Origin of the sequence: Inquilinus limosus (assembly GCF_051487185.1) — a bacterium.
Taxonomy (GTDB): domain Bacteria; phylum Pseudomonadota; class Alphaproteobacteria; order DSM-16000; family Inquilinaceae; genus Inquilinus; species Inquilinus limosus_F.
In genome coordinates, this window is record NZ_JAHVDK010000002.1 from 338,471 (window position 1) to 364,162 (window position 25,692).

The following is a 25,692-nucleotide window of genomic DNA, read 5'->3' on the forward strand; positions in this document are numbered from 1 at the left end:
GATTCAGAGCGTCGCCAGGGCGTCGCGGAAGGTGGCGGCGTCGACATTGCCGCCGGAGCAGACGATGACGACGCTGCGGATGTCGTCCGGGATCCGCCGCTCCAGCGTCGCCGCCAGGCCGACGGCGCCGCCGGGCTCGACCACCAGCTTCAGCGTGTCGAAGGCCACGGCCATGGCCCGCAGCGCCGCGTCGTCCGGGGCGGTGACGCCGCCCGACAGCGTCTCGCGTGCGATCGAGAAGGTGATCTCGCCGGGGGTGGGGGATTGCAGCGCGTCGCAGATCGACCGAGCCTCGGGGTCGTTCCGGACGCGCTCGCCGGCCGCGAGCGACCGGCGCATGTCGTCCAGCGCCTCCGGCTCGGCCGAATAGATCCGCACGCCCAGCATCCGCGCCTTGACCGCCACCGAGATGCCGGAGACCAGGCCGCCGCCGCTGCAGCTCACCAGCACCGCATCGGGGCGCACGCCCAGCTCGGCGCATTGCTCGGCAATCTCGAGCCCGATCGTGCCCTGGCCGGCAATGATGCGGGGGTCGTCATAGGGCTTCACCAGCGTGGCGCCGGTCTCGGCCACGATCTTCGCGGCCACCGCCTCACGGTCCTCGCCGAAGCGATCATAGGGCACCACGGTGGCACCGTAGGCCTCGGTGTTGCGCCGCTTGATCGCCGGGGCGTCGGCCGGCATCACGATCGTCGCCTTGATGCCGAACAGCCCGGCCGCCGCGGCCACCCCCTGGGCATGGTTGCCGCTGGAGAAGGCGACCACGCCCTTCGCCCGGTCGGCCTCCGGGATCAGCGCGATCCGGTTGTAGGCGCCGCGGAACTTGAACGACCCGGTGCGCTGCAGCGGCTCGGCCTTGACCAGCACCTCGCGCCCGGCCCGGGCGTCGAGCAGCGGCGACCGCAGCAGCGGCGTCCGCACCGCCTGGCCCCGCAGGCGCCCGGCAGCGGCTTCGATATCGGTGACGGAGACGATCATCATTGATTCTCAGGTAGATGGGAGCCGATGTTCAACTTATTTCTGGGAAATAGTGATGCCAATCCTGTCATTGCCGGGCTTGACCCGGCAATCCAGTGGGTGGCGCCGTCCTCTGGATGCCCGGGTCAAGCCCGGGGCATGACAACGGGGGCAGGCGCGTCGGAAGCGTCTTCCTCACCGCAGCAGATCCGCCTCCAGCGCTCCTGCCTTGGGCGCCTCGCCCAGGCGCAGGCGGTAGACCTGGGTGTTCTCCAGCACGCGCTGGACATAGCTGCGGGTCTCCGGCAGCGGGATGGATTCGATCCAGTCCACCACCTGCTCCGGCGATTTGGATGGCGTCGGCGCCCAGCCGTCGACCTTGCCGAAGCCGGCGTTGTAGGCGGCGATCGCCCGCGGCCAGTTGCCGTCGTAGCGCCGGAGCAGATTGGCGAGGTAGCGGCTGCCGAGGCGAAGATTGTGCACCGGGTCGCCGCTGAGCATGCCGGTGGTGTGCTCGATGCCGAGCGACTGGGCGACGTCGCGGGCCGTGCCGGGAAGAAGCTGCATCAGCCCGATCGCCCCGGCGCTGGAGACGGCGTTGGGGTTGAACTCGCTCTCCTGCCGCGCCAGGCCCAGCACCAGGGCCGGCGGCAGCCCGCTCAGATCGTCCGGCAGCGACACCAGCGGATAGGCGGCGTCGATCACCGCGCTGCCGTCACGCGCCGCGGCCTTGGCGGCGCGGACGGCGACGAAGGGGTATTTCATCGAGCTCGCCAGCATCGCCAGCAGCCGGTTCTTCTCCGGCGTGTCGGCATCGACCATCAGCTTGCGTAGGAACAGGTCGGCCCGGTCGCGCTGGCCGACGGCGTCGAGCAGCCGGGCGGCGCGGGCCAGGTCGCCGCCATAGGACGCCAGCGCCTGGATGCTCGGCGTCGCCGACACCGGCAGCGCCGCGATGCTGGGCTGGCCAAGCTTGTCGGCGGCGAGCTGGCCGTAGAAGGTCAGGGGCTGCTTCGCCGCCAGTCGGTACCAGTCCGCCGCCTTCTGCTTGTGACCCGCCGCTTCATGCGCCCGGCCGGCCCAGTAGGCGCCGCGGGCCAGGCTGATCGGCATGCTGACGTCGGCATACAGCTTCTCGAAATGCTCGATCGCGTCTTGCGGCCGGTCGAGGAAGCGCAGCGCCAGCCAGCCGGCCAGAAAATCCTTATCGGCCCGGTCCACCGAGTCGCTCTGCTCGCGCGCGGTGACCAGCCGATAGGCCTGGCGGTAGGACTGCTCGTCGAACAGCCGGCGGGCGATGATATGCCGCTCCAGCCACCAGGCGCGGGCGTGCTGCGTGCTCCGTGGCTGCTGCGCCAGCATCTCGATGGCGCCGGCATTGTCTTCGTTGCGCCGCCGCCAGCGGGTGCGCTCGTACAGGATGCCCTCGTCCTGCAGCAGCTTCGCCGGCAGGGCCCGCACCGCGGCCGAGGCGTCCGGCGTGCGCAGCATCAGCTTCAGCCGGGCGTCGGCGAGAAGCCGCCGGTCGCCGGAGACGCGGGGCAGCATGCGGCGCGCCTCGTCCGTCCGCTCGGCCCAGAGCAGGGTGTCGAGCCGCGCCCAGTGGTCGTCCGGCTCCATCAGGCTGCCGAAACGCTGCAGGAACTGGTTTTCCTGCTCGGCGGTCATCGACAGGCTGCGCCACGTGTCACGGGCCCAGATCCGGGCGCGGATCGGGTCGGTGGTCTGCAGCGCCGCGCCGAAATGCAGCGCGCCCTCGACGGTCAGCGGGGCGAAGGCGTCGAACCAGGCCACCACCGCGTCGGCCGGCAGCCCGTCCGGCATCGCCCGCTCGGCGCGGCGGCGCAGGGGCTGGACGTTCGGCCAGTCCGGGTTGCGGACGATGAAGGCGGCCAGTTCCTCGAAGCCGGCGGTGCTGTCGGGGCGCGACAGCTCCGCCCAGGTCGCCAGCCGGCCGACCAGCGTGTCGCCCATCTGGCCCTTGACCGTCCGCACCACGTCCCAGGCGTTGCGGTCGACGGCGGAGAACAGGGCCTGCGCCGCCTTGATCTCCGCCGGCGTGGCCGGCTGGGCAAGGGCCGGTGCAGCGGTGCCGAGCAGCAGCGCCCCCCAAATCGCAAGAAGAGCCGCCGCCAGCCCGGCTCGCTTGCCGGCCCGCAGCACAGCCGCTATGACACTGAGGTTAACGTCCCGACACCATCTCCAACGCCCACGGAAGCCCCCATGTTCAAGGGATCGATCGTCGCCCTGATTACGCCCTTCTCCGAGCAGGGGGTGGACGAGAAAGCCTTCCAGAGCTTCGTCGACTGGCAGATCCGCGAGGGCACCCAGGGCGTGGTCCCCTGCGGCACCACCGGCGAGTCCCCGACGCTGAGCCACCCCGAGCACGAGCGGGTGATCGAGCTGTGCATCGAGGTGGCCAAGGGCCGCGTCCCGGTGATCGCCGGCACCGGCTCGAACTCGACCGAGGAGGCGATTTCCCTGACCCGGCACGCGCAGAAGGCGGGCGCGGACGCCGCGCTGGTCGTCACGCCCTACTACAACAAGCCGACGCAGGAAGGTCTCTACCAGCATTACAGGGCCATCCATGACGCGGTCGATCTGTCGATCGTGATCTACAACATTCCAGGCCGCAGCGTGATCGACATGTCGATCGACACCATGGCCCGCCTGGCCGAGCTGCCGCGCATCGTCGGGGTCAAGGATTCGACCGCCGATCTGGTGCGGCCGCTGGCGACGCGGCTTCGGATCGGTCCGGAGTTCTGCCAGCTTTCCGGCGAGGATGCCACTGCCACGGCGTTTCTGGCGCAAGGCGGCCATGGCTGCATCTCGGTGACCGCCAACATCGCGCCGCGGCTCTGCGCCGAAATGCACAATGCCTGGGCCGAGGGCGACCTGGCGCGCATGGCGGTGGCTCGCGACCGGCTGATGCCGCTGCACCGGGCGCTGTTCCTGGAGACCAGCCCGGGGCCGGTGAAGTACGGGGCGAAGCTGCTCGGCCTCGCCGAAGACCATGTCCGGCTGCCGCTGGTGCCGCCCGGCGAGGCGACGCGGGCGGCGGTGCGCGAGGCGATGAGCTTCGCCGGGCTGCTCAACTGACCAGGACGGATCCAGGATCATGGCTCAGCCGCGGACCCCCGGCCGCATCGTCGCGCAGAACCGGCGGGCGCGGCACGACTATTTCATCGAGGAGAATGTCGAGGCCGGCATCATGCTGGCCGGCACGGAGGTGAAGGCGCTGCGCGAGGGCCGCGGCAACCTGCAGGATGCCTATGCCGGCGAGATGCAGGGCGAGCTGTACCTGTTCAACGCCCATATCCCGGAATACGGGCCGGGCAACCGCTTCAACCACGAGCTGAAGCGGCCGCGCAAGCTGCTGGTGCACCGGCGCGAGCGGGACAAGCTGTTGGGCAGGGTGAAGCGGGAGGGCGTGACCCTGATCCCGCTGTCGATCTATTTCAACGACCGCGGCATCGCCAAGGTCGATCTCGGCCTCGCCCGCGGCAAGAAGGCGCACGACAAGCGCGAGACCATCAAGGCGCGGGACTGGCAGCGCGAAAAGGCGCGCGTCCTGCGCGACCGGGGCTGACCCGCTCGACGGCAGGCCGGCTCCCCCACGAGCCGGCCTGATCCGGATCAGGCAGAGCGGGCGTAGGCGCCGGCCTGCTGCACCGGCTCCTCGACGGTGCCGTCCTCGGTGCCCTCGGCCGGTGCGACCTGGGTGCGGTTCGGCGCGTTCATGCGCTGGATGTGCGGCGCCAGCTCCATCAGCTCGACGAAGTTGTCGGCCTGACGGCGCAGCTCGTCCGACACCATCGGCGGGCTCGACTTGATGGTCGAGACCACGGTGACGCGGACGCCCTTGCGCTGGATCGCCTCGACCAGGCGCTTGAAGTCGCCGTCGCCCGAGAACAGCAGGATGTGGTCGGCCCGATCAGCCATCTCCAGCGCGTCGATCGCGAGGTCGATGTCGACATTGCCCTTCACGCGGCGCCGGCCCTGGCTGTCGGTGTACTCGCGCAACGGCTTGGTCACCATGGTGTAGCCGTTGTAGTCGAGCCAATCGATCAACGGCCGGATGGGAGAATATTCCTGATCCTCGATCAGCGTGGTGTAGTAGAAGGCGCGGATCAGGCGACCCTTCTTGGCGAAGAGGTCGAGCAGCCGGCGATAATCGATATCGAAGCCAAGCGAACGGGCAGCGCCATAGAGATTGGCGCCGTCAATGAATATTGCGAGCCGTTCTTCCTTATAGAAAATCATGTGCGTTCCTTTGCGGCAGGGGACAGGTTGACAGATTGGGTTCGCTACCCAGTTTGCAAGGAGCGGTCAACGGTGCGCGACGAGGCTTGCGCATTCGCCGCATCTGCGCTACGTGGTCCGCCCTTCGGTATAACAAAGATGCGGCCGTTGCGTTGCATCCGTCGTGCTACGATTTTATCGTCGTGGCAGTTTTCGTGCAGGAGCGGTTAGCCCATGGCTCGCGTCACCGTCGAGGATTGCGTCCTCAAGGTTCCCAACCGGTTCGATCTGGTGCTCATGGCGGCCCAGCGCGCCCGCGACATTTCGTCCGGCGCTTCGCTGACCGTCGATCGCGACGACGACAAGAACCCGGTGGTGGCGCTGCGCGAGATCGCCGATGAGACGGTCCCGCTCGAGGGCCTGCGGGAAGCCCTGGTCAAGGGCCACCAGAAGCTGGCCGAGATCGACGAGGCCGATGAGGAAATCATCGAGCTGATGGCCGGCGAGGAGGAGTGGCTCAAGGCCGGCGTGGCGCCGCAGACCGCCGTCGGCTCGGACCAGGAATCCACCTACGGGATCGAATCCGCCGACGAGGAGGAGCCGGCGGAGGGCGAGTCCGAGGAAGAGGACGGCCGCAGCGACCTGGAAATCGGCTCCTCCGAGGACGACATCTGATCCGAGCGGAACTGCCCGGCGTGGTGTCAGGCCGCCAGTCGGGAGATCGATAATGCGGCTTGACCGGTCGGGCGAAGGCATGGCTGCCGCGCGCCTGCCGAATTTGATCCACAACGCAACCGATTGTGGTTCAACATATTATCCGGTTAGGCGCAGGACGCCTGTCCGGGAGAATTGGTTCATGGATCGGTGGCGGGGCGCGGCATGATCCGCCAATATGAGCTGGTCGAGCGTGTCAAGGCTTACGACCCCTCGGCGGACGAGGATCTGATCAACCGCGCCTACGTCTATTCGATGAAGGCGCACGGGTCGCAGAAGCGCGCCTCGGGCGACCCCTATTTCGTCCATCCGATCGAGGTCGCCGGCATCCTCGCCGGCATGAAGCTCGACACCGGCTCGATCGTCACCGGCCTCCTGCACGACACGGTCGAGGACACCGGGGCGACGCTGAGCGAGCTCGAGGCCCTGTTCGGGCGCGAGACGGCGCAGCTGGTCGACGGCGTCACCAAGCTGTCGAAGCTGGAGCTGCAAAGCGACCAGTCCAAGCAGGCGGAGAATTTCCGCAAGCTGGTGCTGGCGATGTCGAAGGACATCCGCGTGCTGCTGGTCAAGCTGGCGGACCGGCTGCACAACATGCGCACCCTCGGCGCCTTCAACAACGAGGAGAAGCGGCGCCGGATCGCGCGCGAGACGCTCGAGATCTACGCGCCCCTGGCCGAGCGCATCGGCATGCACGGCATGCAGGAGGAGCTGGAGGACCTGGCCTTCGCCCAGCTCCATCCCGATGCGCGCGAGAGCATCGTCCGCCGCCTGGCCCAGCTGCGCGAAGAAGGCCAGGACGTCGTCTCGAAGATCATCGCCGAGCTGCAGCGGGTGTTTGAGGAGGGGGGCCTTGAGGCCAATGTCCTCGGCCGCGAGAAGCGCCCCTATTCGATCTGGCGCAAGATGCAGCGCAAGAACATGGCGTTCGAGCAGCTGACCGACATCATGGCGTTCCGGATCGTGGTCGAGACCGAGGGCGAGTGCTACCACGCCCTCGGCCTGATCCACGGCCGCTACGCTTCGCTGCCCGGCCGTTTCAAGGACTACATCTCGACGCCGAAGCCGAATGGCTACCGGTCGCTGCACACCGCGGTGATCGGGCCGATGCGGCAGCGCATCGAGGTCCAGATCCGCACCCGCGACATGCAGGAGATCGCGGAGCTCGGCGTGGCCGCGCACTGGGCCTACAAGCAGGGTGAGCAGAACCCGGACGGCACCCAGTACCGCTGGCTGCGCGACCTGCTCGACATCCTCGAGCAGGCGCAGAAGCCCGAGGAGTTCCTGGAGCACACCAAGCTGGCCCTGTTCCAGGACCAGGTGTTCTGCTTCACCCCGAAGGGCGCGGTGATCGCTCTGCCGCAAGGCGCGACGCCGGTCGACTTCGCCTATGCGGTGCACAGCGAGATCGGCAACACCTGCGTCGGCGCCCGGGTCAACGGCCGGATGGTGACGCTGCGCCATCTGCTGCAGAACGGCGACCAGGTCGAGATCATCACCTCCAAGACCTCGACGCCCTCGCCGGAATGGGAGCGCTTCGTCGCCACCGGTAAGGCGCGGGCCTGCATCCGGCGCTTCATCCGCGCCCAGCAGCACGACGAGCACGCCAAGCTCGGCCGGTCGATGCTGCAGGGCGTGTTCCGGCAGGAGGGTTACGAGTTCTCCGACAAGGCGCTGGAAGGCGTCCTCAAGATCTTCAAGGCCAGCGAGCCCGACGACATCCTGGCCAATGTCGGCGCCGGGGTGCTGGGCGCCCGCGACGTGTTCCACGCCGTGTTTCCCGGCCACCGAGCCCAGGTGCAGCAGGAGAAGGAGCGTTCGGGCAAGGTCGTGCCGCTCAGCCGGGCGCGCAAGGCCGCGAGCGGCGGCCCGGGCGCGATCCCGATCCGCGGCCTGATCCCGAACCTCGCCGTCCACTATGCCCGCTGCTGCCACCCGATCCCGGGCGACCGCATCGTCGGCATCGTCACCACCGGCAAGGGCGTGACCATCCACACCATCGACTGCGACACGCTGGAGAGCTTCTACAACGCGCCGGAGCGCTGGCTCGACGTCAGCTGGGATGCCGGCGCCGATGCCGCCGAGGACCATGTCGGCCGGATCCAGGTGACGATCAGCAACGAGCCGGGCAGCCTCGGCACGCTGACCACGGTGATCGGCAAGAACGGCGGCAACATCACCAACCTGAAGATCACCAGCCGCTCGGTCGACTTCTTCGAGATCCTGATCGACATCGACGTCAAGGACGTCAAGCATCTCACCAACATCATCGCGGCCCTCCGCGCCATGCCGGTGATCAGCGCGGTGGACCGTGCCCGCAGCCGCTGACCGCCGTCCCGGCGCGGCCGGGCTGCGACCAGATCGCCCCTTGCCGGCGATTGATTTCCCTTCGTCGCCGGACCATACAGGGGCGCCATGAGCCAGCACCAGAAGTCGATCGAGATGTCGAAGAAAAAGGGCGGATGGGTCGAAACCATCCTGACCGTGGTCTATGCGATCGCGATCGCCTTCGGCATCCGCACGGTCGCTTTCGAGCCGTTCAACATCCCGTCCGGCTCGATGATCCCGACGCTCCTGGTCGGCGACTACCTGTTCGTGTCGAAATTCTCCTACGGCTACAGCAACCAGACCATCGCCTTCGGCCTGCCGCTGTTCAACGGCCGGATCCTGGGCAGTCCGCCGGAGCGCGGCGACGTCGCCGTGTTCCGCCTGCCGAAGGACACCTCGGTCGACTACGTCAAGCGCGTGATCGGCCTGCCCGGCGACCGCGTCAAGGTCACCGGCGGGCGGCTCTACATCAACGGCCAGATGGTCGAGCGCCGCGAGATCCAGCCTTATGCGATGACGGTGCAGTTCGGCCAGCGCGTGGTCTACCACCAGTATATCGAGACGCTGCCGGGGTCGGACGGCAATCCGCCGGTCGAGCACCGGATCCTGGAGGTCGGCGACAACCAGCCTTATGACGACACGCCGGAATATCTCGTACCGCCGGACCATTATTTCATGATGGGTGACAACCGGGACAACAGCTTGGATAGCCGGGCCGATGTCGGCTACGTCCCGGTCGAGAATTTCGTCGGCCGCGCCGAGTTCCTGTGGTTCAGCCTCGAAGACGCCAGCTTCTGGCAGGTCTGGAAATGGCCGTTCGCGCTCCGCTTCAGCCGCATGTTCACGGGGATCCACTGATCGCCGGGACCGACGAGAGCCTCGACGCCTTCGCCCGGCGGCTCGGCCACGATTTCCGCGAGCCGATGCTGCTGGTCGAGGCGCTGACGCATCCGAGCGTCAGCGGCCAGAAGCGCCGCATCGCCCGGCACGGCTATGAGCGGCTGGAGTTCCTCGGTGACCGGGTGCTCGGCCTGGTCATCGCCGAATGGCTGCTCGAGCTCTTCCCGAAGGAGAATGAGGGTGCCATCGCCAAGCGCCATGTCGCCCTGGTGCGGCGCGAGGCGCTGGTCGAGGTGGCGGCGGCGATCGGCCTCGGCCGCCATCTCGTCCTGTCGCCGGGCGAGGAGGTGGTCGGCCGCGAGAACCCGACGATCCTGGCCGATGCCTGCGAGGCGGTGATCGGTGCCCTCTACCGCGACGGCGGGCTGCCGGCGGCGACCCGCTTCATCCGCAGCGCCTGGACCGGCTTCATCGCCCGCCACGCGGCCCCGCCGCAGGACCCGAAATCGGCGCTGCAGCAATGGGCGCTGGCCCGCGGCCTGAAGCTGCCGCGCTATGTCGAGGTGTCGCGTGGCGGCAGCGACCACCTGCCGGTCTTCGAGATCCGGGTCGAGATCGAAGGCCAGCCCAGCGCCACCGCCCGCGGCCCGTCGAAGCGGGCGGCGGAGCGGGACGCCGCCGCCGCCCTCCTGCAAAGGCTTTCGTCATGACCGAAGACGTGACGCGCTGCGGCTTCGTCGCCCTGATCGGCGCCCCCAACGCCGGCAAGTCGACCCTGCTCAACACCCTCGTCGGCACCAAGGTGGCGATCGTCTCGCCGAAGGTGCAGACCACGCGCAGCCGCGTGCTCGGCATCCTGACCGAGGGCCGGACCCAGATCGTGTTCGTCGACACGCCGGGCATCTTCAGGCCGCGCCGGCGCCTCGACCGCGCCATGGTCGCGGCGGCTTGGGGCGGGGCGGCGGAGGCCGACCTGGTGGTGCTGCTGGTCGACGCCGCGCTGAAGACGGTGCGCGAGGACACCCGCGACATCATCGAGAAGCTGGGCGAGGCCGGGCGCCAAGCGATCCTGGTGCTGAACAAGGTCGACGCCGTGCAGCCGGCAAAGCTGCTGGCGCTGGCCGCCGACCTGAACGCCTCCGGCGTGTTCACCGACACCTTCATGATCTCGGCCCTGACCGGCGATGGGGTCGACGACCTGCGCCGCGCCGTGGCCGAGCGGCTGCCGGAAGGGCCCTGGCTGTTCCCGGAGGACCAGGTCTCCGACATGCCGATGCGCCTCCTGGCGGCGGAGATCACACGCGAGAAGCTGTTCCTGCGACTGCAGCAGGAGCTGCCCTATTCGGTCGCGGTCGAGACCGAAAGCTGGGAGGAGCAGAAGGACGGCAGCGTCCGCATCTCGCAGGTGATCTATGTCCAGCGCGACGGCCAGAAGGCGATCGTGCTGGGCCGCGGCGGCCAGATGATCAAGGCGATCGGCACCGCCGCCCGGCTGGAGCTGGAGGAGATCACCGAGCAGCGGGTGCATCTGTCGCTGTTCGTCAAGGTGCGCGAGAACTGGCTCGACGACCCGGCCCGGTATTCGGTCTGGGGGCTGGATTTCGAGGCGTGATCGGTGCGATTGCTCATTTTTGTTGTCATCGCCGGGCTTGACCCGGCAATCCAGACGATGTCGACACTCTCTGGATGCCCGGATCAAGTCCGGGCATGACAACGGGGCGGCTGCTGACACATGGACTGGCGCGACGACGGCATCGTCCTGAGCGTCCGCCCGCATGGCGAGGCGGCGCTGATCGTCGGGCTGCTGACCCGCGAGCACGGCCGCCATCTCGGCGTCGTCCATGGCCAGCGCCGGCGCGCGCAGCTGCCGCCCGGCACGCTGGTCTCGGCGCAGTGGCGCGGCCGGCTGGCCGAGCATCTCGGCACCTATACGCTCGAGGTCGACCGCACCCCGGCGGCCGCGATCATGGACCAGCCGCTGCGACTTCTGGCCCTGGTCTCGGCCTGTGCCATGCTCGACGCCGCCCTGGCCGAGCGGCAGCCGCTGCCGGCCGTATTCGACGGCACGCTCGCCTTCCTCGACACGCTGCCGACGCCGCATTGGGATGCTGCCTATGTGCAATGGGAGGTCGGGCTGCTCGGCACCCTCGGCTTCGGCCTCGACGTCTCGCGCTGCGCTGTCACCGGCACCAACGACCAGCTCGCCTTCATCAGTCCGCGGACCGGCAGGGCGGTGTCGCTCTCCGCCGCCGGACCCTATCGCGACCGGCTGCTGCCGCTGCCCGGTTTCCTGATCGGGCGCGAGCCGGCGACGCCCGCCGCAGTGGCCGATGGCCTGGCCCTGACCGGGCATTTCATCGAACGCCACCTGTTCGCCCAGGCCGGTAAGGCGCCGCCCGAGGCGCGGGCGCGATTTGTCGAGGCTTACCGGCGAAGCGCGCTTCGGCCGGCTGCGCCGATACGCTAGACTCTCGACTATGACCAGCACGCCTTCCGAGTCGATCCTGCCGGTGCCGCTGCACGACGCGCTGAGCACCCGTTACCTCAACTACGCGCTCTCAACCATCACCTCGCGCTCGCTGCCCGATGTCCGCGACGGGCTGAAGCCGGTGCATCGCCGGCTGCTCTACGCCATGCGGCAGCTGCGCCTGGCCTCGACCACGCCGCCGAAGAAGTCGGCCCGCGTCGTCGGCGACGTCATCGGCCAGTACCATCCGCATGGCGACGCCTCGATCTATGACGCGCTGGTGCGCATGGCGCAGGATTTCGCGCAGCGCTACCCGCTGGTCGACGGCCAGGGCAATTTCGGGAACATCGACGGCGATAACGCTGCGGCGATGCGGTACACCGAGGCCCGGCTGACCGCTGTCGCCGAGGCGCTGCTGGAGGGCATCGACGACGACGCGGTCGATTTCCGCGAGACCTATGACGGCGAGGGGCGGGAGCCGGTGGTGCTGCCGGCCGCCTTCCCGAACCTGCTGGCCAATGGCAGCCAGGGCATCGCCGTCGGCATGGCGACCTCGATCCCGCCGCACAATGTCGGCGAGGTCTGCGACGCGCTGCAGATGCTGATCAAGCGGCCTTCGGCCACGGTCGACGACCTGCTGACCGTGGTCCAGGGGCCGGATTTCCCGACCGGCGGCGAGCTGGTCGAATCCGCCGCGGCGATCCGCGAGGCCTACGCCACCGGCCGCGGCGCCTTCCGCGTCCGGGCGCGGTGGGAGATCGAGAAGCTGCCGCTCGGCCTGTACCAGATCGTGGTCACCGAGATCCCGTACCAGGTGCAAAAGTCGCGACTGATCGAGAAGCTGGCCGACATCGTCACCTCGAAGAAGCTGTCGACGCTGGAGGATGTGCGCGACGAATCGGCCGAGGACGTGCGCATCGTCCTGGTGCCGAAGAGCCGCAACGTCGAAGCCGACATGCTGATGGAGCAGCTGTTCCGGCTGACCGAGCTGGAGAGCCGCTTCAGCCTCAACATGAACGTGCTCGACGCCGCCAACGTCCCGCGCGTGATGGGGCTGAAGGACGTCTGCCGCGCCTTCCTCGACCACCGGCACGAGGTGCTGGAGCGGCGATCGCGCCATCGCCTCGGCAAGATCGAGCGGCGGCTGGAGATCCTCGGCGGCTACCTGATCGTCTTCCTCGACCTCGACGAGGTGATCCGCATCATCCGCGAGGAGGACGAGCCGAAGCCGGCGCTGATGGCACGCTTCAGCCTGACCGAGGTGCAGGCCGACGCCATCCTCGACATGCGGCTGCGGTCCTTGCGCAAGCTCGAGGAGATGGAGATCCGGCGCGAGTTCGACGGGCTGTCCGCCGAGCGCGACGACCTGTTGGCGCTCCTCGCCGATGAGGGCAAGCGCTGGAAGGCGATCTCGGGCGAGATCGCGCAGATCAAGAAGCGCTTCGGCCCGGACACCGAGCTCGGCCGCCGCCGCACCAAGATCGGCGAGCCGCCCTCGGCCGTGGTGGTGTCGATCGAGCCGCAGATCGAGCGCGAGCCGATCACCGTGTTTCTGTCGGCGAAGGGCTGGATCCGGGCGCTGCGCGGCCACGGCCAAGACCCGGCGGAGATCAAGTACAAGGACGGCGACGCCGAAGGCTTCGTGCTGCAGGCCGAGACCACCGACAAGATTCTGCTGTTCGGCAGCGACGGCCGCTTCTACACGCTGGCCGCGGACAAGTTGCCGCGCGGCCGCGGCTTCGGCGAGCCGGTCCGGATGATGGTCGACCTCGCCAACGACGCCGATATCGTCGCGCTGCTGGCCCATGTGCCCGGCCGCAAGCTGGTGCTGGCCTCGACCGACGGCCGCGGCTTCGTGGTGCCGGAGAGCGACGTGGTCGCCCAGACCAGGGCCGGCAAGCAGGTGTTGAACCTGAACGAAGGTGCCAAGGCGGCGGTCTGCCGGCCGGTCGCCGGCGACACCGTGGCGGTGATCGGCACCAACCGGCGCCTCCTGTGCTTCCCGCTGTTCGAGCTGCCGGAGATGTCCCGCGGCAAGGGCGTGATGCTGCAGAAGTACCACGGCGCCCAGCTCTCCGACCTGACCGTGTTCAAGCGCGAGGAGGGGCTGGTCTGGCAGATGGGCGGCGGCCGCACCCGGACCGAGCCGGAGATCCCGGTCACCGCCCGCGGCCGCAGCGGCAACCTGCCGCCGCGCGGCTTCCCGCAGAACAACAAGTTTTCGTGACCCGCCTCCCGGTTGCCCCTTTCTATCATGCCCGGGCTTGACCCGGGCATCCAGAGGGCGGCGACATCTTCTGGATTGCCGGGTCGAGCCCGGCAATGACATGAAGGGGGCCGGAAACGGCCGGAGACCGGCAAAGCAAGCAGATGGAGTCCTGAGATGACCACCCGCACCCTTCCCCCGATGCTCTCCCTGTGGCGCGCCGACGGCCAGCCCGGCCTGCTGCGCGCCGCCGTGCTGGTGGTGCTGGGCACGGCGCTGATGGCGCTGTCGGCCAAGGTCCAGGTGCCGTTCTTCCCGGTGCCGATGACGATGCAGACCGCGGTCGTTCTGCTGATCGGCGGCGCCTATGGCTGGCGTCTGGGTGGTCTGACCATGCTGGCCTATCTGGCCGAGGGCCTGGCCGGCCTGCCGGTCTTCGCCGGGCTGGCCACCGGCCCGGCCTATTTCGCCGGCCCGACCGCGGGTTACCTGGTCGGGTTCGTGCCTTCGGCCGCGTTGATGGGCCTGGCGGTGGAGCGCGGCTGGACCCGCAGCCTGGCGGGAATGGCCGCGGCCGTCGCCGTCGCCTCGGTGATCCCCTTCATCACCGGCGTGGCCTGGCTCGCGGTGCTGGTCGGCCCGGCGGCAGCGATCTCCGGCGGCCTGGTGCCCTTCATCCCGGCAGCGATCCTCAAGGGCGCCCTGGCCGGCGTGCTGCTGGCCAAGATCGACGGCGCTGCGCAGCGCCGCGACGCCTGAGAACAAAAGGACACGACGACGCAGAGACGGCGTTGCGTCCCAAGTCTGAGTTTCATTAGATGGCAGCAGCGCCGCGGCGGGCGAATCCCGCCGCGGCGTCATGCGGAAACCACGCTCCACGATGCGAACAGGGAGAGAGCCCGAGACATGAAGCGGCGGAATTTCATCGCGACCGCGGGGGTCGGCCTGGCGGCCGCGCCGCTGGCGGCGCCGGCGATCGCGCAGGACAGGCCCGAGATCAAATGGCGTCTGGCCTCGAGCTTCCCGAAGTCGCTCGACACCATCTATGGCGGTGCCGAGGTGCTGTCGAAGACGCTGTCCGACCTGACCGACGGCAAGTTCCAGATCCAGGTGTTCCCGTCGGGCGAGCTGGTGCCCGGGCTGCAGGCGCTCGATGCCACCCAGAACGCCACGGTCGAGGCGGCCCACACCGTCGCCTACTACTATGTCGGCAAGGACCCGACCTTCGCCATCGGCTCGGCGCTGCCCTTCGGCCTCAACGCCCGCCAGCAGAATGCCTGGCTGTATCACGGCGGCGGCAACGACCTGCTGAACACCTTCTTCGCCAACTACAACGTGGTCGGCTTCCCCGGCGGCAACACCGGGGTGCAGATGGGCGGCTGGTTCCGCAACGAGGTCAAGTCGCTGGCCGATATGAAGGGCCTGAAGATGCGCATCGCCGGCCTTGCCGGCCAGGTGGTCCAGCGCATCGGCGTGGTGCCGCAGCAGATCGCCGGCGGCGACATCTACCCGGCGCTGGAGCGGGGCACGATCGACGCCACCGAATGGGTCGGCCCCTATGACGACGAGAAGCTCGGCTTCTACCAGGTGGCCAAGTTCTACTACTACCCGGCCTTCTGGGAAGGCGGCCCGACCGTGCATTTCCTGTTCAACAAGCAGAAGTACGAGGCGCTGCCGGAGGGCTACAAGAAGGCCCTGGCCGCGGCCGCCGAGGTCGCCAACTTCAACATGCTGGCGCTCTACGACGTGAAGAACATCACGGCGATCCGCAGCTTGGTCGGCAAGGGCGTGCAGCTGCGCCCGCTGCCGCGCGACGTGCTCGACGCCGCCTACACCGAAGCCTTCAAGCTCTATGACGAGCTGTCGGCCTCGAACGCCAACTGGAAGACGATCTACGAGCCGTGGAAGAAGTTCCGCGGCGAGGCCTATCAGTGGTTCCGCGTGGCGGAATACACCTATGACAGCTACGTCTACGCGCAGCAGGCGGCGGGCAAGTAAGTCGGCCCTCCGCTGAACCGATCAGGGCCGGCCCTTCGCAGGACCGGCCCTTTTCGTTGCTTATTTGAAGTCGGGCGGGGGCAGCGGGTCGCCGGGCTGCGGGGCGGGGGCCGGCGCGGGCTGGCCGCCGCCCGGGGCCGGCGGGGCGCCGAAATCCGGCGGCGGCGGCGTGCCGAAATCGGGCGCGGCCGGCGCGCCGAACGGGTTGGCGCCGTCGGCCCCCGGCATCGGCACGTTGATGTTGATCGAGGCGGGGTCGACCTCAACCTGGCCCGCCTTGTAGTGCGTCACCAGCTCCGGGAAGGCGATGACGATCGCCACCATCAGGATCTGGATCGCCACGAAGGGGATCGCGCCCCTGTAGATCTGGCCCGTCGTCACCGGCGCGATCGTCTTCCCCGTCACCTTGTCGCGATAGGCCCGCGTCGGCGCCACCGAGCGCAGGTAGAACAGCGAGAAGCCGAAGGGCGGGTGCATGAAGGAGGTCTGCATATTGACCGCCAGCAGCACGCCGAACCAGATCAGGTCGATGCCCAGGCTGGCGGCGGCTGCGCCCAGCAGCGGCACGATGATGAAGGCCAGCTCGAAATAATCGAGGAAGAAGGCCAGCACGAAGACCAGCAGGTTGGCGACGATCAGGAAGCCCAGCGCGCCGCCCGGCACCGAGGTCATCAGGTGCTCGACCCAGAGATTGCCGCCGACGCCGTAGAAGGTGAGCGAGAAGACGCGGGCGCCGAGCAGGATGAAGAGGACGAAGGCCGACAGCTTGGTCGTGGTGTCCAGCGCCTGGCGAATCATCGTCCACTTCAGGCGCCGGTTGATCGCCGCCAGCACCAGCGACCCGACCGCGCCCATGGCGCCGCCTTCGGTCGGCGTGGCGATGCCGAGGAAGATCGTGCCCAGCACCAGGAAGATCAGCACCAGCGGCGGGATCAGCGAGGTGACCACCTTGCCGGCCAGGGCCAGGCCGCGCAGCGTCCGCGCCTCCGGCGGCAGGGCCGGCGCGCTGTCCGGCCGGATGATCGACATGATCAGGATGTAGCCGGCATAGAGGCCGGTCAGCACCAGCCCGGGCAGCAGCGCGCCCTGGTACATGTCGCCGACCGAGCGGCCGAGCTGGTCGGCCATGATGATCAGCACCAGGCTGGGCGGGATGATCTGGGCCAGCGTGCCGGAGGCGGCGATGACGCCGGCGGCGAGCGACCGGTCATAGCCGTAGCGCAGCATGATCGGCAGCGAGATCAGCCCCATCGAGATCACCGAGGCGGCGACCACGCCGGTGGTGGCGGCCAGAAGCGCGCCGACGAAGATCACCGCATAGGCCAGGCCGCCGCGGATCGGGCCGAACAGCTGGCCGATCGTGTCCAGCAGGTCCTCGGCCATGCCGCTGCGTTCGAGGATCAGCCCCATGAAGGTGAAGAACGGCACCGCCAGCAGCGTCTCGTTCGACATCTGCTGGTAGAACCGGTCCGGGATCGCGCCGAGCAGGTTGACGTCCAGCAGGCCGAGCTCGATGCCCAGCAGATAGAAGCCGAAGCCGACCGCGGCGAGCGAGAAGGCGACCGAGTAGCCGAGCAGCAGCACGACCACCAGCGAGGCGAACATGATCGGCGCCATGTTCTCGATCAGGAACTGCGTCATTGCGGACGGACCTTCAGGTGCGGAGTGGCCGGCTCAGAGCGGGTCGGCCTCGTGGCCGTGCGCTTGGACGATGTCGGGGATGCGGCCCGACAGGATGGCGATCCGCTTGATCAGCTCCGACAGGCCCTGCAGCGTCAGCAGGACGAATCCGGCCGGGATCAAGGCCCAGACCGGCCAGCGGATCAGGCCGCCGGCGTCGCCGGACGTCTCGCCGCTGACGAACTTGTCCACCACCACCGGCCAGGAGAACAGGATGGCGACGACGCAGAAGGGCAGCAGGAAGAAGAGGGTGCCGAAGATCTCGATCCAGATCTGGGTGCGGCGCGAGCAGCGGCCGTAGAGGATGTCGACCTTGACGTGCTCGCCCCGCAGCAGGGTGTAGCCTGCGGCCAGCAGGAACACGGCGGAGAACAGGTACCATTGCAGCTCCAGCCAGGCGTTGGAGCTGAGCGAGAAGGCCTTGCGGAGGATGGCGTTGCCGGCGCTGACCAGGATGGCGACGAGCACGAGCCAGGAGACGGTTCGTCCGACCCAGCCGTTGACGGCGTCGATGACGCGGCTGGCACCCAGCAAAGCCCCCATATGACCTCCCCGTTCTTTCCGTTTCTGCGCTGCGGATTGGATCGATGCAATTGTTCGAATTCGCCGCCGCGAAATATCAGCTTTCGCGCGCCAGACCAACAGGCGATTGGCTTTAGTCGGCCGTCATGCGGGCCGAGGTTCGATTTTTGCTGCGGCGCGGGGGAGGCGGGCGGCTCACCCGGCCGGGTCGAGCGGCATCCAGCCGTTGTCGGTGAGCGCTTCGAGCGGCTGGAAGCGGGCCTTGTAGGCCATCTTCTGACTCTGCGCGATCCAGTAGCCGAGATAGACGTGATCGAGGCCGTTGCGGCGGGCCTCGTCGACCAGGGCCAGGATCACATAGGTGCCGAGGCTGCGCTGCGGCACGTCGGGGTCGTAGAAGCTGTAGACCGCGGACAGCCCGTCCTCCAGCACGTCGACCAGCGCCGCCGCGCGCAGCGCGCCGGCCGGGTCGCGGAACTCGATCAGCGCGGCGCTGCCGCTGCCTTCCTCGATCATGGCGCCGTAGTCGGCGCGCGACATCCGCGCCATGTCGCTGTCGCCGTGCCGGTGCCGCTGGTAGCGCAGGAACAGGGCGTAGTGCTCGTCGGTGCCGATCGGCAGCATCGACCGGCGGGCGAGGTCGAGATTGGCGTTCCAGGCCCGGCGCATGCTGCGCCCCGGCGTGAAGCGGGCCACCGGGATGCGCACCGGCACGCAGGCGCGGCAGCCGGGGCAGACCGGCCGGTAGACGATGTCGTGGCTGCGCCGGAACCCGGCCTGCGACAGGGTGGTGTTCAGCGCCCTGGCGTCGCCGCCGTTCAGCCGGGTGAACAGCTTGCGCTCGACACGGCCGGGGATGTAGGGGCAGGGCAGGGGGCCCGACCGGTAGAAATGCTGCAGACGACCGAGCGTGCCGTCGATGACGGACATCCAGTGCTCCTGGGTCGAGGCACCAACCTAACACCGCATACTGCACCACAGTGCCGGATCGTCGGCAAGCGACTCGGACGTCCCTCTCCGTTGCGCCGCTATGCCAGCCGCAGGATCTCGTCGACGGTGTCGGCGACCGGCCTGCGCGTGTCGATCTCGTGGTCGGCGGCGTCCCGCAGCAGCGGCTCGATCATCGCCACGAGTTCGACCACCTTGCGCCGCTCCTCCTCGGTGCGGCCGTAGCCGTCGGAGCGCGTCGCCAGCCGCTCCAGCAGCGTCGCGACCGGGGCGGAGAGCAGGATCACGACGTCTATCAGGGGCAGGAACCGGCCCATGTTGTCGGCGGTGCCGCTGATGAACAGCGGTTTGTCGCGTGGCTCAGACAACAGCGCGCGGACGCGGTCCTCCCGCCAGACCCAGTCCTTGCCCTCGCCCGGGGTCAGGGTATCGGCCGGATCGGCGTCGACCCATTCGGACCATTCGGGCGTGTCGAGATCGCGGGCGTCATGCCCCCGCACGACCAGCTCCCGGATCACCGCAGTCTTCCCGGTCCCGGACATGCCCGTGATCAGCACGCGCTTCATGCGTTTCCCCCTATTGGATCGAGAGCAGCCACTATCCGTCCGCGCGCGACGGGGCGCAAACGGCCCGGGTTCGGAGGCCCCGCCGGCGTCGATTCCCATCCGCCGGCGCCGTCTGGACCCATCGATCGGGGCGATCTGGATCTAACCGAGCGTGCGGAAGATCTGCACAATCCCGCGCATTGCGAGTCTGCCCGGGCTGGCCGGGCGCATTTCGAAGCTCGGCCGCCACCATGCGAACCGGGGCGCCCCGGCAGGAGTAGGATCTCGTGACGCAGACCCTCAACGGCACCCCCGGCGACGACACCCTCACCGGCACCGATCCGGGCGATCCGTCCAACCCCGACGGTGTCGATATCGCCATTGGCGACATCGGCGACGACCTGCTCGACGGCCGCGGCGGTGCGGACACCCTGCAGGGCGACTGGGGCGACGACCTGCTCGACGGCGGCGGCGGTGCGGACGTCCTGCAGGGCGGCGACGACGTCGACACGGCGGCCTACACCCACTCGACCGCCGGTGTGACCATCGACCTGGCGGCCGGCACCGGCAGCGGCGGCGATGCCGAGGGCGACACGCTGGCGGATATCGAGAACCTCGTCGGCTCGGACCTCGACGACGTGCTGCGCGGCAACGGCGTGAACAACATCCTCGAAGGCGGCGCCGGCTTCGACGTGCTCGACGGCGGCGGCGGCATCGACACAGCGAGCTATGCCCATTCCACCGAGGGGGTGGTTGTCGACCTGCTTGTCGGCCACGCCTCCGGTGGTGCCGAGGGCGACACGCTGACGAATATCGAGAACCTCATCGGCTCGGCCTTCGACGATGGCCTGTTCGGCCGTGGGGACAGCATCCTCAGCGGCGGGGACGGCAACGACCAGCTCGACCGCGGCCGCCAAATGGACGGCGGCAACGGCGACGACACGATCAGAGTCGACGGATACAACGCGATTAGCGGCGGGGCGGGCATCGACACCGCCATCTATGTCGGCTCACACGGCGTATGGGTCGACATGGTGGGCGGCACCAGCTTGGACAGCCTCGGCCGGAACGGCACGCTGACCGGGATCGAGAACATCACCGGCACCACCTCCGCCGACCGGCTGTACGGCGACGGCGGCGCCAACGAGCTGCGGGGCGGCAACGGCGACGACACGCTCCGCGGCGGGGCGGGGGCCGATGTGCTGGACGGCGGCGCCGGGTCGGACTTCGCCAACTACCAGGGCTCGTCCACGGCGGTCATGGTCGCCCTGAATGGCGGCCCCGGCTCGGGCGGCGATGCCGAGGGCGATGTGCTGACCGGCATCGAGAACCTGTACGGGTCGAGCTTCGACGATCAGCTGTTCGGCGACCTCGGCCGCAACATCCTCGGCGGCGAGCTCGGCGACGACAGGCTCTTCGGCCGTCAAGGCGACGACGTCCTCTCGGGCGAGGCCGGCGACGACCAGATCCGGGGCGGGGACGGCAGCGATCGGCTGGTCGGGGGCGACGGCGCCGACACCATCTTCGGCGCCGGCGACGACGACATCGGGGTCGACAACGATTCGATCGACGCTGGCGCCGGCACCGACATCGTCTTCGGCGAGCAGGGCGACGACGCGGTCTATGGCGGCACCGGCGACGACGAGATCTCCGGCGGGGAGGGCAACGACCTGCTTGACGGGGATGGCGGGGCCGATGCCCTGACCGGCGGTGCCGGTATCGACACCGCCAGCTACGCCGGCTCGGCCGCCGCGGTGACGGTCAGCCTGGCGACGGGCACCGGCACGGGCGGCGACGCCCAAGGCGACACGCTGTTCGGCATCGAGAACCTCTATGGGTCGAGCCACGACGACCAGCTCAGCGGCGACGACGGCCGCAACATCCTGAGCGGCGAGCTCGGCAACGATACCCTTGCCGGCGGTGGCGGCGACGATGTTCTGTCCGGAAAGGTCGGCGACGACAGCCTCGACGGCGGCGAGGGCGCCGACCGGCTGGTCGGGGGCGACGGCGTCGACACCGCCCATGGCGGTATCGGCACCGACTCCGTGGATGCCGGCACCGGCGACGACCAGGTCTTCGGCGAGGCCGGCAACGACGTCCTCTATGGCGGCGCCGGTGATGACCGGATCGACGGCGGCGACGGCAGCGACCTGCTGGAAGGAGCGGCCGGGGCCGATGCCCTCCTCGGCGGCGCCGGTGTTGACACCGCGAGCTATGCCGGATCGGCCGCCGGTGTGACGATCAACCTTGCGGCGGGCACCGGCACGGGCGGCGATGCCCAGGGCGACACGTTCTCCGGTATCGAGCAGGTGCTGGGCTCGGCCAAGGCCGACACGCTGACCGGCGACGCCAACGCCAACACGCTGTGGGGCATGGCCGGCGACGATGTCCTCGCCGGCGGTGGCGGCGGCGACGCGCTGAAGGGCAGCGCCGGCAACGACCGCTTCGTCTACACGGCCCTGTCCGACAGCGCGGTTTCCGGCCTCGGCAAGGACACCATCGCCGATTTCACGGCCGGCGACCGCATCGACCTGTCGGCGATGGATGCCGATGGCAACGCGGCCGACGGCAACACAGCCTTCACGCTCGACACCGGCGACTTCACCCGCCATGGCGGTGAGCTGCGCATCGTCACCGTGGGCGCGATCCAGGTGGTCTATGCCGACGTCAACGGCGACAAGGCGCCCGACTTCGCCATCAACGTCATCTCCGACCACGCGCTCACCGCGGCGGATTTCGTGCTGTAGGACGGCCTTTCGGAAACGGACCGGCCGGCCGTCGGGTCGGCCGATCCGGCTCCGCCGCGCTGCGGCGCCGTCTGGACCCATCGATCGGGGCGGTCTGGATCCATCGAACCCGCATCTGGCCCCATCGATTCACCCGATCTGGACCTAACCCGATATGCGGGACACCTGCTAAATCCTGCGCATCGCGTGTCTGCCCGGGCTGACCGGGCGCATGTCGAAGCCCGGCCGCTTCCACAAGAAGCCGGCGGCGCCGACCCGATGGCAGGAGGACGTTCCGTGACCCAGACCCTCAACGGCACCGCCGGCAACGACACCCTCACCGGGACCGATCCGGGCAATCCGCTCAACCCCGACGGCATCGACATCATCAACGGCGGCGCCGGCGACGACACGCTCACCGGCCTCGGCGGCAACGACACCATCCAGGGCGGCCTCGGCGCCGACATCATGAATGGCGGCGACGGCTTCGACACGCTCAGCTTCGCCAACGCCACCGCGAGCGTTGGGCTGGTGTTGAACAGCTACGGCGCCTGGGGCGAGGTCGTGGGTGACACCATGACCGGCTTCGAGGCCGTGATCGGCACCGCCTTCGGCGACCAGATCGCCGGCGACGGCGCGGCCAACCTCATCGATGGCGCCGCTGGTAACGACACCCTCCAGCTCAGCGGCGGGGCCGACACGCTGATCGGCGGCGCGGGCTGGGACGTCCTCGACGGCCGCACCTCCGGTGTCGCCGTGACCATCAACCTGACCACCGGCATCGGCAGCGGCGGCGCGGCCGAGGGTGCCACCTTCAGCGGCTTTGAGGAGGTCTTCGGCTCGGCGGTCAACGACACCATGACCGCCAACCTGAACATCCGCACCATCCTGGCCGGGCTGGACGGCGGCGACACCCTGAACGGCGCCAATGGCGACGACTTCCTGATCGGCGACGTCGGCAGCGGCATCGTCACCGGCGGCGCCGACACGCTGAACGGCGGCGCCGGCAGCGACCAACTCGAAGGCGGGGCGTTCGGCGACGTGCTGAACGGCGGCGCCGGCATCGACGTCATCTCATATTGGAACTCCGGCGCCGCGGTGAACATCAACCTGTCCACCGGCGCCGCATCCGGCGGCGAGGCCCAGGGCGACACGCTGATCGACATCGAGAACGTCAACGGCTCCCGCTTCAACGACATGCTGACCGGCGGCGCCGCGTCCAACAGCCTTTTCGGCTGGGAGGGCGACGACCTGCTCGACGGCGGCGCCGGGGCCGACAGGCTAGACGGGGGCAATGGTGTCGACACGGCGAGCTATGCCCAATCCGGCGCGGGGGTCACTGTCGACCTGGGCACCGGCCAGGGCTTCGGCGGCGATGCCCAGGGCGACACGCTGTCGGGCATCGAGAACCTCATCGGCTCGGCCTTCAACGACAGCCTGCTGGGCGACGGCGGTGCCAATTCGCTTGCCGGAGGCGGTGGCGACGACACGCTCCGCGGCGGCGCCGGGGCCGACGCCCTCAACGGTGGTAACGGCATCGACACGGCCAGCTATGCCGGTTCGGCCGCCGCCGTCTCGATCGACCTGCGGAGCGGCGTCGGTGCGGGCGGCGATGCCCAGGGCGACAGGCTGACCGGGATCGAGAACGTCGTCGGCTCGGGCATCGGCGACAACCTGATCGGCGATGCAGGCAACAACGCGATCGACGGCGGGGCCGGCAACGATGCCTTGGCCGGAGAGGCGGGTGCGGACGCCCTGATCGGCGGCACCGGCATCGACACGGCCTGGTACAACAACTCCGCCACCGCTGTCCGGATCGACCTGCGGAACGGCACCGGCACGGGCGGCGACGCCCAGGGCGACACGCTGACCGGGATCGAGAACCTCGCCGGATCCGGCTTCGCCGACACTCTGATCGGCGATGCCGGCGCCAACCGGATCGACGGCGGAGCCGGCGACGATGCATTGGTCGGAGAAGCCGGTGCGGACGCTCTGATCGGCGGTGCCGGGGTCGATACGGCCTGGTACAACAACTCGACCGTCGGGGTGCAGGTCGATCTGGCGACCGGCACCGGCACCGGCGGCGACGCCCAGGGCGATACGCTGAACGGGATCGAGAACCTCGTCGGCTCGAGTTTTGCCGACACCCTGGCCGGCGACGGCGGCCGGAACAGCCTGACCGGCGGCGACGGCGACGACGTGCTCCGCGGTGGCGCCGGTATCGATGCCCTTGTCGGCGGCAACGGCATCGATACGGCGAGCTACGTCGGGTCCGACGGCAGCGTGAACGTCGACCTGACCAACGGCGGCGGCACCTACGGCGACGCCGAGGGCGACACGCTCACCGGGTTCGAGAATGTCATCGGCTCGGCCTTCGACGACGTCCTGGGCGGCAATGCCGGAGCCAACAGCCTCGACGGCGGCGCCCGCAACGACACCCTCACCGGCGGTGGTGGCGCGGACGTCCTGCAGGGCGGCGCCGGCTCCGACGGAGCGAACTATACCGGCTCCGGCGCCGGGGTTACCGTCAACCTGACCACCGGCACCGGCACGGGCGGTGATGCCCAGGGCGACACCCTGACCGGCATTGAGCATCTCATCGGCTCCGGCTTCAACGACGTCCTGATCGGCGACGCCGGGGACAACTCCCTTGCCGGCTGGGACGGCAACGACCTGCTCAACGGCGGCGGTGGCGCCGACGCTCTCCTAGGTGACGACGAGGGCATCGACACGGTCACCTTCGACACCTCGGGCGCCGGCGTGCGGGTCGACCTGGCGGCCCGCACCGGCGCGGGCGGCGATGCCGAGGGCGACTACTATTTTTGGATCGATAATGTCGTCGGCTCGGCCTTCGGCGACCGGCTGTACGGCGACGCCGCGGCCAATGCGCTGAGCGGCGGCGGCGGCGACGACACGCTCCGCGGCGGCGCCGGGGCCGATCACCTGGACGGCGGCGCCGGTTCGGACTTCGTCAATTACCAGGGCTCGGCGGCGGCGGTGGCGGTCAACCTGCTGGCCGGCGCCGTCTCGGGCGGCGACGCCGCGGGCGACACCCTCACCAACATCGAGAACCTGTACGGGTCGAGCCATGACGATCAGCTGACCGGCAACGATGCCCGCAACATCATCGGCGGCGAGCTCGGCGACGACATGCTCGCCGGCCATGGCGGCGACGATGCGCTCACCGGCGAGGGCGGCGACGACAGCCTCGACGGCGGCGACGGCGCCGATCGCCTCGTCGGCGGCGCCGGGGTCGACACCATCCATGGCGGCACCGGCAACGATTCGGTCGATGCCGGCGGCGAGAACGACCAAGTCTTCGGCGAGGCCGGCCATGACAGCCTCTATGGCGGCGCCGGCGACGACCRGMTCGACGGCGGCGAGGGCAACGACATCCTCGAAGGGAATGGCGGGGCCGACACGCTGGCCGGCGGGGCCGGCATCGACACGGCGAGCTACGCCGGCTCCGCCGCCGGGGTGTCGGTCAACCTGGCGACCGGCGCGACCTCGGGCGGCGAC

At 69.2% G+C, this 25,692-nt stretch carries 20 protein-coding genes; 13 read left to right on the top strand and 7 right to left on the bottom strand.

The features are described 5' to 3' along the window. Positions 1–3: 3 nt before the first annotated feature. Entirely contained in the window at positions 4–981 is a 978-nt protein-coding gene (locus KXR53_RS03470; RefSeq protein ID WP_437373418.1) for a threonine ammonia-lyase, read from the bottom strand. Between the two features lie 171 nt (positions 982–1,152). Further along, complete coding sequence (locus KXR53_RS03475) at positions 1,153–3,120, bottom strand: lytic transglycosylase domain-containing protein (RefSeq protein ID WP_437373420.1); 1,968 nt, start codon at positions 3,118–3,120, stop codon at positions 1,153–1,155. A gap of 60 nt (positions 3,121–3,180) precedes the next feature. Between KXR53_RS03475 and dapA the strand changes: the two genes are divergently transcribed. Together dapA and smpB are read left to right on the top strand one after the other, a co-directional pair. Continuing rightward, complete coding sequence (dapA, locus tag KXR53_RS03480; protein WP_437373422.1) at positions 3,181–4,056, top strand: 4-hydroxy-tetrahydrodipicolinate synthase; 876 nt, start codon at positions 3,181–3,183, stop codon at positions 4,054–4,056. 19 nt (positions 4,057–4,075) lie between these two features. Continuing rightward, complete coding sequence (gene smpB / locus KXR53_RS03485) at positions 4,076–4,546, top strand: SsrA-binding protein SmpB (protein ID WP_437373424.1); 471 nt, start codon at positions 4,076–4,078, stop codon at positions 4,544–4,546. Between the two features lie 47 nt (positions 4,547–4,593). Here smpB and KXR53_RS03490 read toward each other — a convergent pair whose 3' ends face one another. Continuing rightward, the gene (locus tag KXR53_RS03490) at positions 4,594–5,220 is read right to left on the bottom strand and encodes a LabA-like NYN domain-containing protein (RefSeq protein ID WP_437373426.1); all 627 of its coding nucleotides are present in this window, start codon (positions 5,218–5,220) and stop codon (positions 4,594–4,596) included. A 213-nt stretch (positions 5,221–5,433) separates the two neighbouring features. Here KXR53_RS03490 and rpoZ point away from each other — a divergent pair, with 213 nt between their 5' ends. From rpoZ to KXR53_RS03535, 9 genes are all read left to right on the top strand, one after another. Beyond that, positions 5,434–5,874 carry a DNA-directed RNA polymerase subunit omega gene (rpoZ, locus tag KXR53_RS03495; protein ID WP_437373428.1) on the top strand — a complete coding sequence of 147 codons (441 nt, stop codon included), beginning with the start codon at positions 5,434–5,436 and terminating at the stop codon, positions 5,872–5,874. 204 nt (positions 5,875–6,078) lie between these two features. Continuing rightward, positions 6,079–8,241, top strand: coding sequence for a RelA/SpoT family protein (locus KXR53_RS03500; protein ID WP_437373430.1), 2,163 nt, complete (start codon positions 6,079–6,081; stop codon positions 8,239–8,241). An 87-nt stretch (positions 8,242–8,328) separates the two neighbouring features. Continuing rightward, positions 8,329–9,099: a signal peptidase I gene (gene lepB / locus KXR53_RS03505; protein WP_437373432.1), complete on the top strand. Its 771-nt coding sequence runs from the start codon at positions 8,329–8,331 to the stop codon at positions 9,097–9,099. Continuing rightward, positions 9,051–9,791, top strand: coding sequence for a ribonuclease III (gene rnc, locus KXR53_RS03510; RefSeq protein ID WP_437373434.1), 741 nt, complete (start codon positions 9,051–9,053; stop codon positions 9,789–9,791). The genes lepB and rnc overlap by 49 nt, the downstream gene beginning before the upstream one ends. Beyond that, positions 9,788–10,693, top strand: a complete 906-nt coding sequence (gene era / locus KXR53_RS03515; protein WP_437373436.1) for a GTPase Era — start codon at positions 9,788–9,790, stop codon at positions 10,691–10,693. The genes rnc and era overlap by 4 nt, the downstream gene beginning before the upstream one ends. A 120-nt stretch (positions 10,694–10,813) precedes the next feature. Continuing rightward, positions 10,814–11,548, top strand: coding sequence for a DNA repair protein RecO (recO, locus tag KXR53_RS03520; RefSeq protein WP_437373438.1), 735 nt, complete (start codon positions 10,814–10,816; stop codon positions 11,546–11,548). Between the two features lie 10 nt (positions 11,549–11,558). Then, positions 11,559–13,775, top strand: a complete 2,217-nt coding sequence (gene parC / locus KXR53_RS03525) for a DNA topoisomerase IV subunit A (protein ID WP_437373440.1) — start codon at positions 11,559–11,561, stop codon at positions 13,773–13,775. Between the two features lie 156 nt (positions 13,776–13,931). Beyond that, a complete protein-coding gene (locus KXR53_RS03530) occupies positions 13,932–14,513 on the top strand; it encodes a biotin transporter BioY (RefSeq protein WP_437373442.1) in 582 nt (193 codons plus the stop codon). Positions 14,514–14,660: 147 nt separating this feature from the next. Next, on the top strand, positions 14,661–15,752 hold the full coding sequence (locus tag KXR53_RS03535) for a TRAP transporter substrate-binding protein (protein WP_437373444.1): 1,092 nt from the start codon (positions 14,661–14,663) through the stop codon (positions 15,750–15,752). Positions 15,753–15,812: 60 nt separating this feature from the next. On the opposite strand, the gene KXR53_RS03540 is transcribed toward KXR53_RS03535, so the two are convergent. The 4 genes from KXR53_RS03540 to KXR53_RS03555 form a co-directional block, all read right to left on the bottom strand. Next, positions 15,813–17,393, bottom strand: coding sequence for a TRAP transporter large permease (locus KXR53_RS03540; RefSeq protein WP_437373446.1), 1,581 nt, complete (start codon positions 17,391–17,393; stop codon positions 15,813–15,815). 33 nt (positions 17,394–17,426) lie between these two features. Beyond that, on the bottom strand, positions 17,427–17,975 hold the full coding sequence (locus KXR53_RS03545) for a TRAP transporter small permease subunit (protein ID WP_437373448.1): 549 nt from the start codon (positions 17,973–17,975) through the stop codon (positions 17,427–17,429). 174 nt (positions 17,976–18,149) lie between these two features. Further along, positions 18,150–18,884, bottom strand: coding sequence for an arginyltransferase (locus KXR53_RS03550; protein WP_437373450.1), 735 nt, complete (start codon positions 18,882–18,884; stop codon positions 18,150–18,152). Between the two features lie 98 nt (positions 18,885–18,982). Next, positions 18,983–19,468, bottom strand: a complete 486-nt coding sequence (locus KXR53_RS03555) for an AAA family ATPase (protein ID WP_437373452.1) — start codon at positions 19,466–19,468, stop codon at positions 18,983–18,985. A gap of 266 nt (positions 19,469–19,734) precedes the next feature. On the opposite strand from KXR53_RS03555, the gene KXR53_RS03560 reads away from it, so the two are divergent. Then, entirely contained in the window at positions 19,735–22,194 is a 2,460-nt protein-coding gene (locus tag KXR53_RS03560) for a calcium-binding protein (protein WP_437373454.1), read from the top strand. Positions 22,195–22,470: 276 nt separating this feature from the next. Continuing rightward, positions 22,471–25,692: beta strand repeat-containing protein (locus tag KXR53_RS03565; protein WP_437373456.1), on the top strand; the 3,222-nt coding region annotated here is incomplete at its 3' end.